Annotated in this window: 10 protein-coding genes, 2 tRNA genes and 1 pseudogene; 8 read left to right on the top strand and 5 right to left on the bottom strand. The window is 42.6% G+C overall.

Annotated elements, in window-relative coordinates; translation table 11 throughout:
• Positions 1 to 157: 157 nt before the first annotated feature.
• The 7 genes and pseudogenes from CIK87_RS08810 to CIK87_RS08835 all read left to right on the top strand — a co-directional run.
• Positions 158 to 445: pseudogene (locus CIK87_RS08810) on the top strand (transposase); the annotation flags it as partial.
• Between the two features lie 385 nt (positions 446 to 830).
• Positions 831 to 906, top strand: a tRNA-Lys gene (locus tag CIK87_RS08815).
• Positions 907 to 935: 29 nt separating this feature from the next.
• Positions 936 to 1,008, top strand: a tRNA-Lys gene (locus CIK87_RS08820).
• A 115-nt stretch (positions 1,009 to 1,123) separates the two neighbouring features.
• A complete protein-coding gene (locus CIK87_RS08825; protein ID WP_094386870.1) occupies positions 1,124 to 3,688 on the top strand; it encodes an ATP-dependent Clp protease ATP-binding subunit in 2,565 nt (854 codons plus the stop codon).
• A gap of 42 nt (positions 3,689 to 3,730) precedes the next feature.
• Positions 3,731 to 4,618, top strand: a complete 888-nt coding sequence (locus CIK87_RS08830; RefSeq protein WP_022311455.1) for an RluA family pseudouridine synthase — start codon at positions 3,731 to 3,733, stop codon at positions 4,616 to 4,618.
• A 5-nt stretch (positions 4,619 to 4,623) separates the two neighbouring features.
• The gene (locus tag CIK87_RS14485) at positions 4,624 to 4,782 is read left to right on the top strand and encodes a hypothetical protein (RefSeq protein ID WP_173823497.1); all 159 of its coding nucleotides are present in this window, start codon (positions 4,624 to 4,626) and stop codon (positions 4,780 to 4,782) included.
• Positions 4,783 to 5,172: 390 nt separating this feature from the next.
• Positions 5,173 to 7,233 carry an AAA family ATPase gene (locus CIK87_RS08835; protein WP_094386871.1) on the top strand — a complete coding sequence of 687 codons (2,061 nt, stop codon included), beginning with the start codon at positions 5,173 to 5,175 and terminating at the stop codon, positions 7,231 to 7,233.
• 7 nt (positions 7,234 to 7,240) lie between these two features.
• On the opposite strand, the gene CIK87_RS08840 is transcribed toward CIK87_RS08835, so the two are convergent.
• Positions 7,241 to 12,355: a DUF4062 domain-containing protein gene (locus CIK87_RS08840; protein ID WP_094386872.1), complete on the bottom strand. Its 5,115-nt coding sequence runs from the start codon at positions 12,353 to 12,355 to the stop codon at positions 7,241 to 7,243.
• Between the two features lie 179 nt (positions 12,356 to 12,534).
• Between CIK87_RS08840 and CIK87_RS08845 the strand changes: the two genes are divergently transcribed.
• A complete protein-coding gene (locus tag CIK87_RS08845) occupies positions 12,535 to 12,870 on the top strand; it encodes a cupin domain-containing protein (protein WP_094386873.1) in 336 nt (111 codons plus the stop codon).
• On the opposite strand, the gene CIK87_RS08850 is transcribed toward CIK87_RS08845, so the two are convergent.
• Genes CIK87_RS08850 through CIK87_RS08865 form a run of 4 tightly spaced genes read right to left on the bottom strand, consistent with a single transcriptional unit; the run spans position 12,871 to position 17,556 of the window.
• Positions 12,871 to 13,905, bottom strand: coding sequence for a hypothetical protein (locus CIK87_RS08850; RefSeq protein WP_094386874.1), 1,035 nt, complete (start codon positions 13,903 to 13,905; stop codon positions 12,871 to 12,873). It abuts the gene before it with no gap.
• Positions 13,902 to 15,044: a glycosyltransferase gene (locus CIK87_RS08855; protein ID WP_022311448.1), complete on the bottom strand. Its 1,143-nt coding sequence runs from the start codon at positions 15,042 to 15,044 to the stop codon at positions 13,902 to 13,904. Before CIK87_RS08855 ends, CIK87_RS08850 begins: the two co-directional genes overlap by 4 nt.
• A complete protein-coding gene (gene lysA / locus CIK87_RS08860) occupies positions 15,041 to 16,198 on the bottom strand; it encodes a diaminopimelate decarboxylase (RefSeq protein ID WP_094386875.1) in 1,158 nt (385 codons plus the stop codon). The genes CIK87_RS08855 and lysA overlap by 4 nt, the downstream gene beginning before the upstream one ends.
• A 35-nt stretch (positions 16,199 to 16,233) precedes the next feature.
• Entirely contained in the window at positions 16,234 to 17,556 is a 1,323-nt protein-coding gene (locus CIK87_RS08865; RefSeq protein WP_094386876.1) for an aspartate kinase, read from the bottom strand.
• Between the last annotated feature and the right edge of the window lie 29 nt (positions 17,557 to 17,585).

The raw sequence follows: 17,585 nt of genomic DNA on the forward strand, positions 1-17,585 counted from the left end.
TTATTTACAAACTTTATGTCACAGTTTCGCATCGGAGTATATTCTTTTTTTCGTGGTAAAGTTAGTAAATATTTATAAATCAAGCATATACAAAGCTGTTTTTCTAATGGCGGTCATTAGAAAATGACAAGAAACTTTTTCTAATGACCGATTTGGGTTTAACGACGGTATTGAAATTGTCACTGGCTTGAAATGCAATATGAAAAACAGGCTCATGCCATTGTATGACAAGATTCTGTTACGCAAAAGGTCTGTCATAGAAACCATCAATGACGAACTTAAGAATGTTGCACAACTTGTACATTCAAGACATCGTAGCGTGTTCAACTTTGTAATGAATCTCCTTTCTGTTTTGGCTGCGTATAGCTTCTTTGAAAAGAAACCGTCCATCAACATTGACTATTGCATAGAGAATGTTGACGGACAGCTCGCTGTTATAAAGTAAACTTTATTTGGACTTTACAATTCTGCATTTTGCCATCCATATTGTTTGGAAGGTAAATGTAATATGCATCTGTCGGAAACCCGACATAACAAGAAAAACGACTGTCGCTTATCCCGAACTCAGGTTCATAGCAGTGCCGAATGTGACTTTTATGCAGCCTATGGTAAGCATCGTGCCTGCAGACGAGGTTTGGTGGTGTCTAACAAATTAATTATTAATATGTTCGCATGATAATGGCATCCATGTATGCCAAACGCACAATGATATAATGCAGCCAAAGCCTCACGAATACTGATATTTTTTCAAAAATATGTTCTGAAAAATTTTGTGGTTACCAAAATAAGTCGTACCTTTGCACTCGCAAATAAGGAAAGTCAAAACATGAGCACCCTTAGCTCAGTTGGTAGAGCAACTGACTCTTAATCAGTGGGTCTAGGGTTCGAATCCCTAAGGGTGTACCACAAGACAAATCATTTTGCACTTTCCACTTGCACCCTTAGCTCAGTTGGTAGAGCAACTGACTCTTAATCAGTGGGTCTAGGGTTCGAACCCCTAAGGGTGTACAAAAGAGATAATCTGACAAAGATTATCTCTTTTTTTTGGTACGCTTTTTGCATATTCAATAATGAATGTGTAATTTTGCATAACAATTAATAAAAAGGGAATCGAAACGCATATATGAATAATCTGTTTTCACAAAAAGTATCTGATTTATTGGTATTTGCTCGCAAGGAGGCTGACAGGCTTTCCAGCCAGGCCATCTGTCCGGAGCATATACTGTTGGGCGTTTTGCATGACGATAGTGGTAAAGCTGCAGAATTTCTGAAACATCTCAATATAAACTATACATCTTTGAAAGAGACTGTTGAGCATCGCATCATTGACGAGTATCGCTACGAGTCAGCCTCAGACAGCGAGATATCGCTCACCGAGCAGGCCAGTAATATATTGAGGTTGGCTGTCTTGGAAGCCCGTTTGCAGCATAGCCAGATGGTGGATGTCCATCATGTGCTGCTTGCTATCCTGCATGACAAGGCTCACACTGCTGCTAAGGAAATTCTCAATGACAACAATATTAAATACGAAGATATGCAGAACTATTTGGCTCAAAAAACCAATAGTGGTCCTGTAGACGGACTTTTCATGTCTGATGACGATGAGGGAGAAACTCCTGAATACGACAATCGTTCTGACCGTGACGCGACTGCTGCCACCAAGGGCAAGGACGCTATGGGAGGCACTCCCGTCATAGACAACTTCTCTGTAGACCTGACCCGCGCTGCAGCCGAGGGCAAACTTGACCCCGTTGTAGGGCGCGATGAGCAAATTCTGCGCGTCACCGAAATTCTCTGTCGGCGTAAAAAGAACAATCCCATACTCATCGGAGAGCCAGGCGTGGGTAAAAGTGCCATCGTAGAAGGCTTGGCACAGATGATAGTCGAGCAGAAGACTTCGCCGCTGTTGTTCAACAAGCGTCTGATTAATCTTGACTTGACTGCAATCGTAGCCGGAACCAAATACAGAGGTCAGTTTGAAGAACGCATCCGCGCATTGCTGAAGGAACTGGAGAACAATCCAGACATAATCGTCTTCATCGACGAGATACACACGATGATTGGTGCAGGCAGCACACCGGGCAGCATGGATGCTGCCAACATCATGAAGCCGGCATTGGCGCGCGGCACCATACAGTGTATCGGCGCCACCACCTTTGACGAATATCGCAACTCCATAGAGAAGGACGGAGCCTTGGAGCGCAGGTTCCAAAAGGTTCTGGTCGAGCCGACATCTGCAGAAGACACCCTGTGTATCCTGCAGAATATCAAGTCTCGCTACGAGGAGCATCACCATGTCGAATATACCGACGAGGCCCTCAAAGCGTGTGTCCGTCTTGCCGATAGATATATAAGTGACCGTAGTTTCCCCGACAAGGCAATCGATGTCTTGGACGAGGCCGGCTCCCATGTGCATTTGTCTCATGCCACCATCCCTGCCGAAATCCGACAGGCTCAAAAGGAGCTGGCCGAGATTAAGGACAAGAAGCAGAGTGCTGCCAAGAAGCAGAACTTTGAGTTGGCAATAAGCTATCGTGACCGGGAATTGGTCTTGGAAAAGGAATTGGCGGATATGCGCAGCAAGTGGATGTCTGGAGAAAGCGAACAAAGGGAAAAGGTAAGCGAAGCAGACATCGCAGAGGTTGTCGCCACGATGACCGGTGTGCCCGTTCGGCGCATCTCTGAAGGCGAGACCGCACAGTTGAAGACGCTGGCTGCCACACTCAAGCAGACCGTAATAGCGCAGGATGAAGCTGTGGAAAAGGTTTCCAAAGCCATCATGCGCAATAGGGTGGGGCTGAAGTCGCCCAACCAGCCTATTGGCGTCTTTATGTTCCTCGGTCCAACCGGTGTCGGCAAGACCCATTTGGCCAAGAAGATAGCTGAGCACTTGTTTGGTTCTACCGACTCTCTCATACGCATAGACATGAGCGAATATGCCGAGAGCTTCACCACTTCCAGACTGGTTGGAGCTCCTCCCGGATATGTAGGTTATAATGAGGGCGGCCAGTTGTCCGAGAAAGTGCGTCGTCATCCCTATTCAGTCGTTTTGCTCGATGAGATTGAAAAGGCCCATTCCAATGTTTTCAACATGTTGTTACAGGTGCTCGACGAGGGTCGTCTTACCGATGGCAATGGTCGTCTCGTAGATTTTCGCAATACCATTATTATTATGACCTCAAATGCCGGAACGCGCCAACTGAAAGACTTTGGTCGTGGCATTGGCTTCTCCAAGCGCAATATCTTGGGCGCTGACCTTGACGAGGATGATAAGAGGTATGCGCGCGATATCATCATGAAGAGCTTGAGCAAGCAGTTTGCCCCCGAGTTCCTCAATCGTCTTGATGATGTCATCACCTTCGACCAGTTAAGCATTGAAGCTCTCGAGAAAATCGTTGACATTCAGCTTGCCGACTTGTCCGCACGCCTCCTGTCAATGGGCTATCGTCTTAGCATAACCGATGCAGCCAAGTCGTTTGTCGCCAACCATGGATATGATGTGCAGTTTGGCGCACGCCCATTGAGACGAGCCATACAGACCTATATAGAGGACAAACTGTCGGAAGCGTTGATTTCAGAAGAGTTCACCCCCGGTCAGACGATAGTCATAGACAAGATTACGGATAAAGATGAGCTCTCGTTTACGGTCGAAACCGAAAACAATGCAGATACCGCGCAGCCATCATAAGCGCACCGAATATTGAGACATTAACTGTTCAAAAGCAAACAGATGATAAACAATTATAACAAGAAGAACGATTATGCCCAATATGTGGCGCAAGAAGATGATACGTTGCTCTCATGGCTCCTTGCCAACCTTAAAGAGAGCCGCTCTAAAGTCAAGGCGACTCTGCAGGGGCGTGGCATAAAAGTCAATGGCAAGCAAGTAACCCAATTTGACTTCCCCATCCATAAAGGAGATAAGATTTCAATCAGCCGTTCAAAAAAGAACGACCAGTTCAAAAGCCGCTATCTCAGTATCGTCTATGAAGACAAGTACCTTGTCGTGATAGAGAAAAACGTGGGCATACTGAGTATGGCAGCTGGTCATTCTTCGCTCAATGTCAAAACAATATTGGATGATTATTTCCGTCGTACACGCCAACGCTGCACTGCTCATGTCGTCCATCGACTGGACCGTGATACATCTGGTCTGATGATTTATGCCAAAGATATGCAGACGGAGCAGATACTGGAACATGATTGGCATAATATCGTATATGACCGTCGCTATGTTGCCGTTGTTTCTGGTGAGATGGAAGACAACGAGGGTACTATTGCCAATTGGCTGAAGGACAACAAGAACTACGTGACCTATTCATCGCCTACCGACAATGGTGGCAAATATGCTGTTACCCATTTCTATGTATTGAACCGTACTACTGAACATTCTTTGGTAGAGTACCAATTGGAGACAGGGCGCAAGAATCAGATACGTGTTCACTCTGCAGACATGGGACATCCGGTATGTGGTGATGTCAAATACGGTAATGGCGACGACCCGCTCGGCCGATTGTGTCTTCACGCTTACGTACTGTGCTTCTATCATCCAGTGACACACGAGCGGATGGAGTTTGAAACAATGATACCCACACAATTTAGAAAACTCTTCAAATAAACGATATGGATATTAATTTCACCTATTTTATCTTTATTCTCATTGCTGTAGTCGTGGGCGTGATAGTAATCAAAAAGATAACAGGTTGCCTAATCAAGACAGCCATTCTGGCAATAATCGTAGGCATTCTGGCTTATATCTATTTTGCCTACTTCAGGTCATAGGTGCCTAATTGTAGGTTTATAGGTTATCATGCATAATGTGGGCATGTCCATTGTTTGGGCACACCCACATTATTTATTATTAGGGGGCTCATCCTGTGTTCTGTGCAAAAATATACTGAAAATATTTGGCAGTTAAACAAAAATCATTACCTTTGCAACGAATATTGACGGTAAAGTCAAAAAACACAATAACAAAGATTAAAGATAAATCAATGCAAGCAAACATTCTATTCGGTTTCTCGTGGCCATGAATATGAAGTAAAATTCATATAGGTCCAGATAACTGAAAGGGATTGTTGTACGCGTTCATTGGTTTATTGATACACCATGAAACGGAAGGCCGTTTCATATTTTATAAATTTCACTTTATTCATTTAATCATTTGTTATTATGACTGATATTGTATCTGTTAGAGTCGTATTATCCGACTCCTTCCATGTTTATTATGACATTACGTTTGCCTCTCATCTCAATAGAGGCGACAAGTATTCAATCTCTAATTATGACCATACACTTATGTGTTATGTCAACGACTTCCAGCCTCAGCGCATTGGTATAAAGCGTAACCGTCTGCTCATCCGATGTGAGTCGCGATATGCCATGCTATCAAACGATTATTTTGCAATCTTGACATGCAATGACCGGGCTGTGGCCAAAATATCCTACAACCTGTCTGCCGATGACAGCGTAAGCAATCTTACGACCACTACGCTTACCCATGCCATGATGGAAAGTATAGTCGTAGAGCAGCTCTCACGCAAAGAGTTTTACCAGTTGGAATGGGATAAACTTGGAGATTATCCTGGGATAACTCCAATCAAGCAGCGTGCCATAGAACTGTTTCGATGGAAAATGTTCAATGAGCGTCGTTATATCATGAATCTGAAGGATGTGCGCCCTTGCCTTAACTTTACAGTGAGCAGCGATGATGCTCTGTATCTGACAAATCCTTTGCAGAACTTTGCTAAGATTGTAGACATGACATGGAATGTAAGCGATGTCGATTTGTCTTCTGTCATTGAAGAGGGCAATGGCTCCAATTTATTTCAAACCGCTGATAAGTATTTTGAATCTAATCAGACTTTCTATATTCTGCACCACATCGGCAGTCTGCTCTGGGGAGCAGGAGCGTCTTTAGCCAAAATGATAGAGTCGCGTATGAAAGTGAATGGCGACATTGGCTTTATCTTCGTTGGAACGAAGGCAGAAATTACCCTGCTTGGTGAAAAGTATCCTACGTTGATTGCCAAAATCGATGAGCAAAACCACTTGGAATTGCAGCCCATGAACGTTAAAGAATTCCTGTCGGGAGTGCAATGCGAACTGAGGAAAATGGACTTGCGTTTGTCTTCAGATGCATTGAATGAATTGAATATAGGGCTGCTGCTTCGGTCATTACAGAACACTCTACCCAAGTTGTCGCTATCTATGCTTTCGCGCTTTGTCACAAAGGGACTGGCGGAGCGTTTTGTCAAGCGTGTAGCAAATACAGATAGCGTTGTTGAGCCACAATCGGCTATGCAACTGCAGATGATAGATAGCCGCGATATTGACTGGAGTATGTTCGAGACAGCCAGCCTGAGTGTTGATGACGTCATGCATTCTCTGTCCAGTATGGTCGGATTGACTTCTGTCAAGAAGGTTGTCGCAGATATGGCCTCTCTCGAACGTTATGCCCGTCTTTGTCAACAACAAGGAATCAATATTTCCTGTGTTTCCAATCACCACATGATATTTACGGGTAATCCAGGTACTGGCAAAACCACTGTGGCCAAGAAAATAGGTCAACTATTCCACTCTCTTGGCGTGCTGTCCAAAGGTGATGTCATAACAGCAGAACGCGGAACCATAGTTGGAAGATATTTGGGGGACACCGAAAATAACATGCAAAATCTGTTTGCGCAAGCAAAGGGCAATGTCTTGTTTATAGATGAAGCCTATTCTCTGAATACCGGAGCAGGCGATAAAGCGGATTTCGGCAATAGAGTGATAGAGTGTCTGCTAACAGTCTTGGCACAGCCCAACCCTGATATGATAATTATTATGGCTGGCTATCAGAACGAAATGGACAAGATGCTTGATAGCAATCCTGGACTGAGAGGACGATTTACCCACTATCTGCATTTTGAGGATTACTGTTCAGAGGAACTGCAGGAGATTGCTCAAATGAGAATTGCTTCAAGAGGATTGAAACTGTCTCTCAGTGCCAATGAAACCTTGGCTGACGCTATTGGCAAAACCCTGAGGGATAAAACCAATGGATTTGCCAATGCGCGATGGGTTGAGCAGTTTGCTGACAAGGCCATCTGCCACACCGCAAACAGAGTCCTGGCTTCTCACCTGTTTACTCAAGACTATCTGGTAACCATTACCTCAGAAGACATTGAAGCCGCCTATAATGAATTGACTATCGGTAACAATTATGCGAAGCCTAAAATTGGCTTCGCATAATCTGTAATCAGATGCCATCAATGAGTCTCATTCTGTTCTGGCATATCCCACTATTGCAATTGCTCATGAATTTAAGAGCCTTAGCTTTGGCTTGTTTCGCAAGTCTGTGCTCGTTGTTTTCAATCAACGCAAGGGCTGTTTCAATATAATATAGAGCGCAGTATTGAAGCACGGCATCGTCTTGACATTCATTGTTCTCCTTACCGTCTTCGATGTTTGCTTCTTTGGCAGCCTGTTCAAAGAGTGATTGCGCATCAGCCATCAGATGGCGGTGTACATAGGCGATGGCCTCAACAATCTTTATACATGCGAGACCATCATCAGAGGGATATGACGTAGTAGGATTATTTATTAATTTGATAGCCTCTTGCTCTTTATTGCAATAAATGAGGCATAATGCTTCGTCTCGAATAGTATGATCCCAATCACTAAGGTCATTTTCGCCATCATTTTCTTCTGCTATCTTGTGTATATACTGATAGATGTTTAATGCCTCTTGGTATTTTGCCTGCTGGAAGAGGCATTGTGCCTTGTCATATTCGGCATCGGTGATGTAGCTGGTAATGAAGTCGGCATGATGTTCGTTGGCTCCATAATCATTACAAACCGACAATGCTTCTTGATAGTGGCCACGATATATCAATTCTTTCCGTAGCTTTTCGGCAACTTCTCGTTGCACATAATATTCAAGATGAGACTTTTTCATCTGGTTATATTTGCCTATAACGGCGTCTATGTCATTATAGTCCTCATCGCGTATAGGTAGCACTATAGGCAGCCCGCATAGATTGTAAAGGTGGGTCAACATCTTCATGTCATTGATATCCATATTGTATATCAGTTGCATGATGACCTGACCAACGGTTCGCTTGTCTTTAACTGTTGTGTCGGAATATTGGCGAATTAGTTTTGCCGTCTTTTCAATAAATAGTATGAAGATATCCGCTGACGATGAGTGGCTTACTTCATCAATCTTCCTGATGACTTTGGCAAGTTCTTCCTCACAATGAGGAGATTGGGTAATGGCTTCGATGACGGCACGGACAATGGTCTCAGTCCATTCTTCGTATCTACACAAACGGAATATAGCCTTGCTTATGGGATAATCAGGCAGAATCTGCCTTATCTCAGACAAGTATTGAGTAACACATTCGTCTATATTGTACCTGCCATTTAGTATTATGCATCTAATCTTGATATGCAGCTTTATATAGTCGGTAGTCTGTCTTTCATCAAACGCTTGAACGGAGGACAGATATTTTACCCAAACTTCATCGTATGTCTCTGTAGGTTCAGGGTCGCTAAGAATATAGTGGTCAACACACTGCATATAAAGCAGACCTGCCAAAGAGATATCATTGTCTTCGATGAGAGGTAAGGCTGTATAGAAATCTTCTTTGGTGATGAATTGAAAATAGTGGCGGGTGTAGTGTTCTAACAGTTTTGTATCAACTGGCTTGGTATAGTTGTTGTTAACCAAGTGGATAAATCTATCCAAAAGATACTCAATGCCCTCCTTCTTGACTCTCTTGTCTGTACTCTTGGTTTTGAGCTGGGCCAATCTGGTTTCATCAAATGCTCCTTCCTGCATTGCCTTGGTTCCTGTCAAGATGGCTTCCTGATTATTTCCCTTCAATGTCAATAGTTGGCACTTGTTTGTATAGTAACTCTCTGCGTCTTTATCTTTTATCTTCTCATTGTATGCTTCCAATGTGTCAAGTTGGGAAGCAGTAGCATAATCGGGATATTCTATCAGGCAATTGACCAGATTGAAAGCAATGGTTTTTGCAGCCTCATCATCAAGAGCAGCCAATTCGTAACTTTTAAGAAAAGCTTCAAAGGCCTTGTCGTAATATGCTTTGGACTTATCACCACTCACCTTGTTTATCATGTTATAAGAGCAGAGGCCAATAATATTATAAAAGTCTTCAGCGTAGTGAGATGCATTCACTGTCTTGGCTTCCAGTGATTGTTCACAGAGATTGATACAATCTACATAATGGGCTCCAAGATATAATTGCCTGACTGCCTGATAGGAGCAATGGTGGTATTTGGAGTTATTATGAACTGCCTTATATGCGTCAGCAGCATTTGTATAAGACTTATATGCCTCGTAATATTCTTTGTCGGAATCGAAACAATCTGCAGCCTGCGAATAGAAATATGCATTCAGCTCTGGAGAAGAGGGGGAGATGTAATTGTTAAGTTCAAGGTAAGCTGTAGCCGCAAGGTAATATTCCCTGAATATCAATAACTGTTCTGCCAATTGCTGGAGTGTGCCGATTTCGTTGGCGTAGGTGCATGATGATAAAAGATTCCACATCCGCTCCATACATTGATGGACATCTGGGCTCTTGCCTAATTTGACTTGAAGGATGAACATATAGCGCTCACTATCTACTTTTTGTGTTGACTGTTCGATGGTGCCATCACGCATACTCATAATCTTATCCTCTATCTCTTGGGCATTTGTCAAATCGTTAAAGGTCAAATCAAATAGTATTTCAATTCTGGTTATAATAAAGGCATACTTATCAATATATGCCACTGTGTCAAGCATGTCTTCTGCTTCCTTTCTATTCTCCAATCGTATATAGCATTGGGCTGCTATAAGTTGAAAGAGAGTTTTTTCCATATCGCCGTCTTCATAATGGTCTAACATCATGTTGGCCTGTTGTAGTATATGCTCAATGCGGTTCGTATCCAATATTGTCTCTATACTATTGAGCAGAAGCGGCGTCTGTACATAATCTATTGTGCGTCCTGGACTCCATGTGTCTTCAATATTAATATCGTCGTTGAAGTGTTGTCCAACAGCATAATTTCGTAGGTTATTCTTTATTTCTCTCTTCATTCCCCATGGGAGCAGAAGTACCCAATTGACATTACGAACAATCCGGTTGATTTCACGGGTGCGTATGTCTTCTGGCAGAAGCATTGAGGGTAACGTGATAGCTGATATTAATGTCATAAATTGAGATCGGTAATTCTCTGGGGAAACAAAAAACGATAAAAGTATCAGACGGTATAATGACCAACACGAAAGCTGGCTGGATATGACATGATAGCCAGCTTTGTACAATTCAGGATAAAGGCCATAGAGTTCGGTAGGAGGAATGTTCAAATCAGATAAAGCGGTTATCGAACGGATGCGTTGATATAATTTCCCCCATTCCTGGGTCTCAGCGTAGAGCTTTACCAGTTCAGTGTTATTGCGGCGAATGGAGTTCTGGAAATGTTCTTCGATAGTGTTGGCAAACAACAGATTGATGAGAATGAATCCCAAGAAGCCATTGTGGCGTTTTGTCAGTTGGCGACTTTGCCTATCCAAGTTGTTGGTTTCTTTCTCCAATAGTTTTATGGCTTGGCGCATAAATGATTCTTTCTTAGCTCTATCGTCGATGTAACGTTGAATGACAGCTTTCTGCAAAGATTGATTGGCGAGCATAATATGCCCGTCGATGTCAATGGTAAGCAACCGCAGCGCGCCATAAAGACTTGCCCATTCTATAGGAGGCAATGACAAATGGCTGGCCAACAGATTTTCGGCCAGACCAGTTTGGGTAACGGCAAGAAGACATAAAATTTGCGCAGTCAAATCGCGTCCGTGCTCTTCTTCAACTCCTTCAATAATAAGGTTATAAAAGTCGTTTTCATCACGTGCAGACAGGTAATGGTCAATGTATTCGTCAACTCTTTCGTAAATGCCAAATTCTTGAAGTTCATTTAGAAACATTATCAGTAATGAGGGATTTCTTAGTATGTTGCATCGGGCAATGTGCAGATACTGATTGTCTACGAGATGTTTGGCTTTGATGGCAAGATAACGTTTGGTTATCTCTATGATATCCGTAGAAGATAAATCGCATAGTTCATAGTGCTGCATTGAACGACAGGCTTGTTTTATTTTTTCGTCAGTAGCCGTGACCACAAGACTGATTTGGTTGGGCAGTTGGTTAACCCATGCCATAGAGAGGTCGTCATCTCCAATAAGACGGTCAACTCCATCAAGCATCCAAAGGATACGCTCGTTATAGTGTGCATTTTCAAAGATGTCTTTAAGCGAAATGGGTGTCTCATCATACAAGTCAATGTCGGCAAAAGTTGGACAAGTCTGCCCAAGTTTCTTCAAGAACATGCGATAGCACTTATCAACGGTGTTGATGTCGTTATCTATATAGGTGCGAATAATGGGTACAAACCGTTCGGTGTATCCTTCTTCGTGTGTTCTTTCGTCATTTACATAACCAAAGCCATATTCATCTTCTGCCAAATAAATTCCTTCAACTCCACCCTCGTTGGTAGTATCCTCATAATAATTCGCAACAAATGCACTTTTTCCCATTCCGTTTTTACCGATAACAAGACGATGTGTGTCGAAATCAGCTGCAGTTGTAAACAAAGCAGGAATACGCCCATTAATATAGACCTGTCTTAACTCATTTTCCTTAGCTCGCTGTAGCTTATCGGCAATCGAATAGAAATCCAGATTCTCGTCAGGGTAGAGGTCATTGATTTTGGCCATTAGCTGATTGTATATTCTGCGCCCCAAATCCTTTGGAGTAGTATATGATGTAGCACTGCAGAGTCCTTTACTTTCGGCTTCTGCAATGCAGGTCTTTAGTCTTTTGAGCTTCTCGATCTTTACTTTATCGGTTTCTCGTTTTTGCTCTGGTATATAGTTGTCTTGTCTGATGAAGAACATTGCATTGACGGGCGTCTTGCTCTTCAGAGCCCCATATTGCATCTCTATTTCGGTAATCGACATATTGCTATTGAGATACTTCTCTATCCATGGGTATTTCTGCAAGAGACGGTTGTTGTCTCCATATCCGTTGGCACCTGGAATCCATCCATATCTTCCGCCAATCATTCCGATAAAGAATGGGCGTGTATGCTCTATCTCATCAATACATATTTCTATTACTTTGCCGCTTTTTGAATCTTCTTCAGTAACGCCCCATCTCAAATCAATAACAGAGAAATTGACGTTACGGCGATGACATTCGGCCTTTATCATGGGGAATACTTTTTTTACAAGGTAGTTGCGTTCGTCCTGCATATCTGCAAAGGTGGATGACAAGAAAACGCGAATCTGTCTTTTGGCAGTATTGGTGCTCATACAAATGATGTTGGTTTCGGTAATAAGTAAACTTTCATTACAAAAATACTTATTTATTCTGAAAACCGAAAATGATTAATGCTATTTCTTCGGTGCAATTCCAAAAAATATGGTCAACCATTGTGTTGACTACATACATTTTTATAACTTTGCATCAAAATCTTATTAATAGTTGCAGTATGGTAATTGACTTTGATGACATTAAAGAATGTCGTACGATGAATTTCAAGGGCGGTAAGGGGCCTTTGGATTCTCGAAGTTTTTCAGATGATAATGTAAAAATAATGTATTCTACTCTTCGTCCTGGCTCGTCTACTGGTTTGCATACCCACAATGGCAACAGCGAGGTAATCTATATTTTAAGTGGTGAGGCTACTTTCCACTATGATGATACAACGGAGGTGGTAAGAGTAGGGCAATGTCATTATTGTCCAGAGGGACATTCGCACTATATGGAGAACCTAACCGATCACGATTTGGTGTATTTGGCCATAGTGCCACAGCACAACAAGTAATTAGTTATTGGGTACAGAGTAGAGAAGCGCAGGGATAAAACCTTCGCTAAGACCGGTTATCTCTTGCATATCGGTCATAAGTTTTTTGGCCTTTTGAAAGAGGTGATTGCGTTTAAGCATCTCTACCAATTTGTCCTCATCATAATCTGCGTTATGTAATAATTTATAACATGAAGCATAACGGGATAGGAGAGGGCAGCCCCTTTTCTTGTCTTCTATAATTTTAGATATTGTGGCATAGACAATGTCAGTAGCATTTCCAGTTTGGATTGTTTCCTCATTGCAATCTGCCTGCCTAATGCTATTGTCAAATGTTTTTATCTGTCTGATGTCCATTAGGGGTATGCGTATCTGTAGCCTCTCCAAGGCGTTGTGTATGTAATCTATTATACCTTGGTCATAGGAATAAAGCATAATATGGCGCCATTGCTCTTCTGAAAATGTCTGTATTCTTGAAGTGACACCTCCAATGAATGGTTTGTCTTGTAGTAAATTATAGTCAAGGCCAATCTGAAGCAATGAATAGACGTCTTGGCGCAAACCGCGGTCTATAGCCATTTCAACATGTGTGTCTATTATCTTCTGGTAAAGTTTAATAAACTTGTCACACATGTCTTCTTTGCTAATGGTTCGTGTTACAACTGCATTGGGAATAAATACCAAGTCAACGCATTGAAGGACACTTTCCAAGTAATTCTGCTCTGTTTTGCTCCAAGCATGGATGGCTTGAGATGATTTCATCATGCTTTTTTGTAATACAAATCGCATAGATGATTGAGTGTTGGCCCAAGGAAGGATTTCGCCCAAAGGGGAATAAAGTGATGGAATATGTTTGCTGGCTGTCGTAGAAATGAGTCTACAAGAATAAAGGTCATTTCCTCCTAAAATATGAACAAGGTCTAAGGTGGGGTCCAACTTGTCATGACGGGTCAGTGTCTGGACTCTGTTGCCCAAACCTTCACTCAACAGGTTGGCAAATGCATAGGCCAAAGGATCCTTTGCACAGCTGGAGGAAATATAAAGACCAATCTTCATAATTTGTGACAAGTAAATTCAATCTTATCAGTAAACTTGTGCAAAAGGGCAGTCATCGCATTGTGCCAGATGATACGAAGTTCATAGATGGGAATAAGAAAAGTATTTATCTTGATATCCAATTGCCTAATAACTTTTCGGGCCTGGATAATGCGTGTAAAGAGTAAACACAAAAACAGAAAGGCTGCAACTCCCAATGAAATCCAATGCTGTGTAATTCCGCTTGCAACTGCCAAACCTATGAGGGCGATATAGGAAAGATGGAGTACAATCTGATCAGTGATATAGGTCAAGCGAGTAATAAAACCATGCTTAAGATGACGGCGAATTTCCCATGCAGCAACTGCACGGTTACGCCAAATATGGCGCGATGGCGTTTGCTGGATGAGCTGCGCTTTAGGATTAACAAATACGCTTGTCTCTTCTCTTGTGGCATATCGATTCGTGAGAATCTCATATTCTCCACCTATAAGGTGTAGGCTTCCTAAGAAGCCTTGACCTTGCATGAACATGTCTTTACAGAATAGCAGGCTGTTAGAATTGGAACCATAAGCGGCACCACTTACGGCAGAATGCATATAGTAAAGTGAACGATGTAGATGCTCAAACTGATAAAAGCCTTTGCATGGCTCTTGGTAATGGGATAGAGGCATGACCATGGTGCAGGAAGATGGGTTGTTGGCCTGTACCAATAGTGCCAGGGTTAAATCCGAAGCAGGACTACAATCTGCATTGACAAGCATTACCATTTGATGATGTGCTGCTTTTACACCTAAAGTTACAGCCAGTTTGGTTCTGCTCATGTAACGTGACGTTTGGGGTACGAAGGTTCTGTGAATATCATGCGTTGTAGCAATGCGTTTTAATACATCGTCAGCATAATGGTCACCCTCGTCGGTAACAACGATTATTTGCAAATCTGCGTTATACCGTTGAGTTAACCATAATGGGAGATTTTCCTCCAATGCTTGGGCATTGCCTTGAGTTATGATGACAAGCGACAATGGGGGATTGTCAGTAGCGTCTTCATTAGCTTCCGCATTGAAAATTCTTCGGCGGAATGGGTTGAAAAGCCATGCGAGAAGCAGAATGAACAACGCGACCAAACTACATACTATAGAAAATGTGTCGAATATCATAATTCTTCAGAGATATATCCTTTAGGTAGTTGTCGGCAATTATAATGGCTTGCCATAGCTTCCCCATAAGCTCCCGCGCTACGGATGGCGATGAAATCACCACGATGAGCACTATTGATATCAATGGATTTCGCAAAAACGTCGCTTGATTCGCAGATGGGACCAACAACATCATAGGTGGCAAGAGGAGCTTCGCTACTGATGTTTTCTATCTTGTGATAAGCCTGATAAAGCGCAGGGCGGATTAAATCGGTCATTCCTGCGTCTACGATTACAAACTGTTTGTGTGTCCCTTGCTTCACGTAAAGGGTTCGAGCTATGAGAGTTCCACATTGGCCCACGACAGCACGTCCCAATTCAAAATGAAGATGCTGATATGGACGTAGCTTGAGATGGCGGGCGTAACATTCAAAATAGGCCTTGAAATCAGGGATAGATACGCGGTTGGGGTGGGCATAGTCAATGCCCAATCCACCTCCAACGTTAATAACGTCAATGCGTATATTATGCTGCTCCATTTGCTTCTGGATGTCGTTGATGCGATTACACAAGGCTTCAAAATCGCCCATGTCAAGTATCTGTGAGCCGATATGGAAATGTAATCCCATTATATGTATATGGGACATAAGATGCGCCTTCTCAATCACGTCCATCATATCGCCCAAGGCAATACCAAATTTGTTCTCAGCAAGTCCTGTGGTGATGTTGGCGTGGGTATGTGCGCCTACATTTGGGTTGATGCGAAGACAAATATTTGCCTTCTTGTTCATCTCCGCAGCAAGTTGCTGGATAATTTCAAGTTCGGCAAGGCTCTCAACATTAAAGCAAAATATGCCTTTCTCCAAGCCCAAACGAATTTCCCAATCGCTCTTGCCGACTCCCGCATAAACAATCTTGTTTGCAGGAAAGCCCGCTTTACTTGCTGCCTCGATTTCACCACCGCTTACACAGTCTGCTCCTAATCCTGCCTGACAAATGATGTTGAGCAACTTGGGATTGGCATTGGCTTTTATCGCATAGTGTACTTCAAACCGCTCATAACGTTCAACCTCTTTGTGTATCACATTCAAGGTGCGCCTGAGCAGTTCTGTATCATAATAATAGAATGGTGTCTCAATGCTTTGAAACTTGTCTATTGGAAATGTTCCTTTCACTTATCCTGATTTTTTTCAATATGTCCTTTAACTACTTATGCTTGTTCGAAAAGTTCTTTGCTAAGGTTCTGCAGAGCTCTCTTTTTGTCAGCTTCCTTTATGAGGAATGATATGTTGTAATTGCTACCGCCATATGAAATCATGCGTACAGGAATGTCCTTCATTGCATGAGTAGCTAACGACTCGAATCCCAAGTTGTTCCAGTCCAAATCACCAACGACACATATGATACACATGTCTGAATCAACGGTTACGGTACCGTATTTCTTAAGCTCATCTACAATTTCCATAAGATGCGCGGCATTATCAATGCTCATTGACACGCCTACCTCACTGGTGGCAATCATGTCAATAGGGGTCTGATAGCTCTCAAATATCTCGAACACTTTGCGGAGGAAACCTGTAGCAAGTAACATTCTCGATGATTTGATTTTGATGGCTGTAATGTTATCTTTTGCTGCCACCGCCTTTATCTTGCCATGCATGATTACATTGTCAATGATGGTTCCGGGAGCATCTGGATCCAATGTGTTCTTCAGACGAACAGGAATACTTGCGTATTTGGCTGGTTGTACACAGGTAGGGTGGAGAATCTTTGCACCGAAATAAGCCAACTCTGCGGCTTCTTCAAAGTTGAGTTGAGGGATGGCTTCCGTGTGCTCAACGATACGTGGATCATTATTATGCATGCCATCAATGTCGGTCCATATCTGAATCTCTTCTGCGTTTAGTGCTACACCTATCAGAGAAGCAGTGTAATCACTACCTCCTCTTTGGAGATTATCTATTTCTCCGTATGCGTTACGGCAGATAAAACCCTGTGTGATATATACTTGATGACCTTGATGGTCATTCATGATATCCGTTAGCTTCTCCTTGATATAATGTGGATCTGGCTCCACATTCTTGTCGGTACGCATAAAGTCCAAGGCGTTAAGCAGGCATACGTTGAATCCTTGCTCCTGCATATAGTTGGCAACCATATTGGTGCTGATGATTTCACCTTGTGCGACGATGGACTTCTCCTCAAATGAAGTAAACAGGTCTTTGGTGAAAGAACGCAGATAGTTAAACTCTTCACGAAGGAATGAACGTGTTTTCTCTTTATACTCTTCTGTAGAATAAAGGGTTTCCACATGGCGCATATATGTATTTTCGAGAGCATTAATATGCTCGTTGGCCCCTTCAGGATTTTTCTTATAGAGGTAGTCGCTGATTTCGACTAAGCTATTGGTGGTCCCACTCATTGCTGAGAGAACTACAAATGTCTGATCATTTGACTTTGTGACAAGTTGTGCAACATTCTTCATTCTTTCAGGAGAGCCTACTGATGTGCCTCCAAATTTCATTACTTTCATAATACTGTGTATTGAATTGAAAATTATGT

This window comes from Prevotella sp. P5-64 (assembly GCF_002251285.1).
Lineage (GTDB): Bacteria > Bacteroidota > Bacteroidia > Bacteroidales > Bacteroidaceae > Prevotella.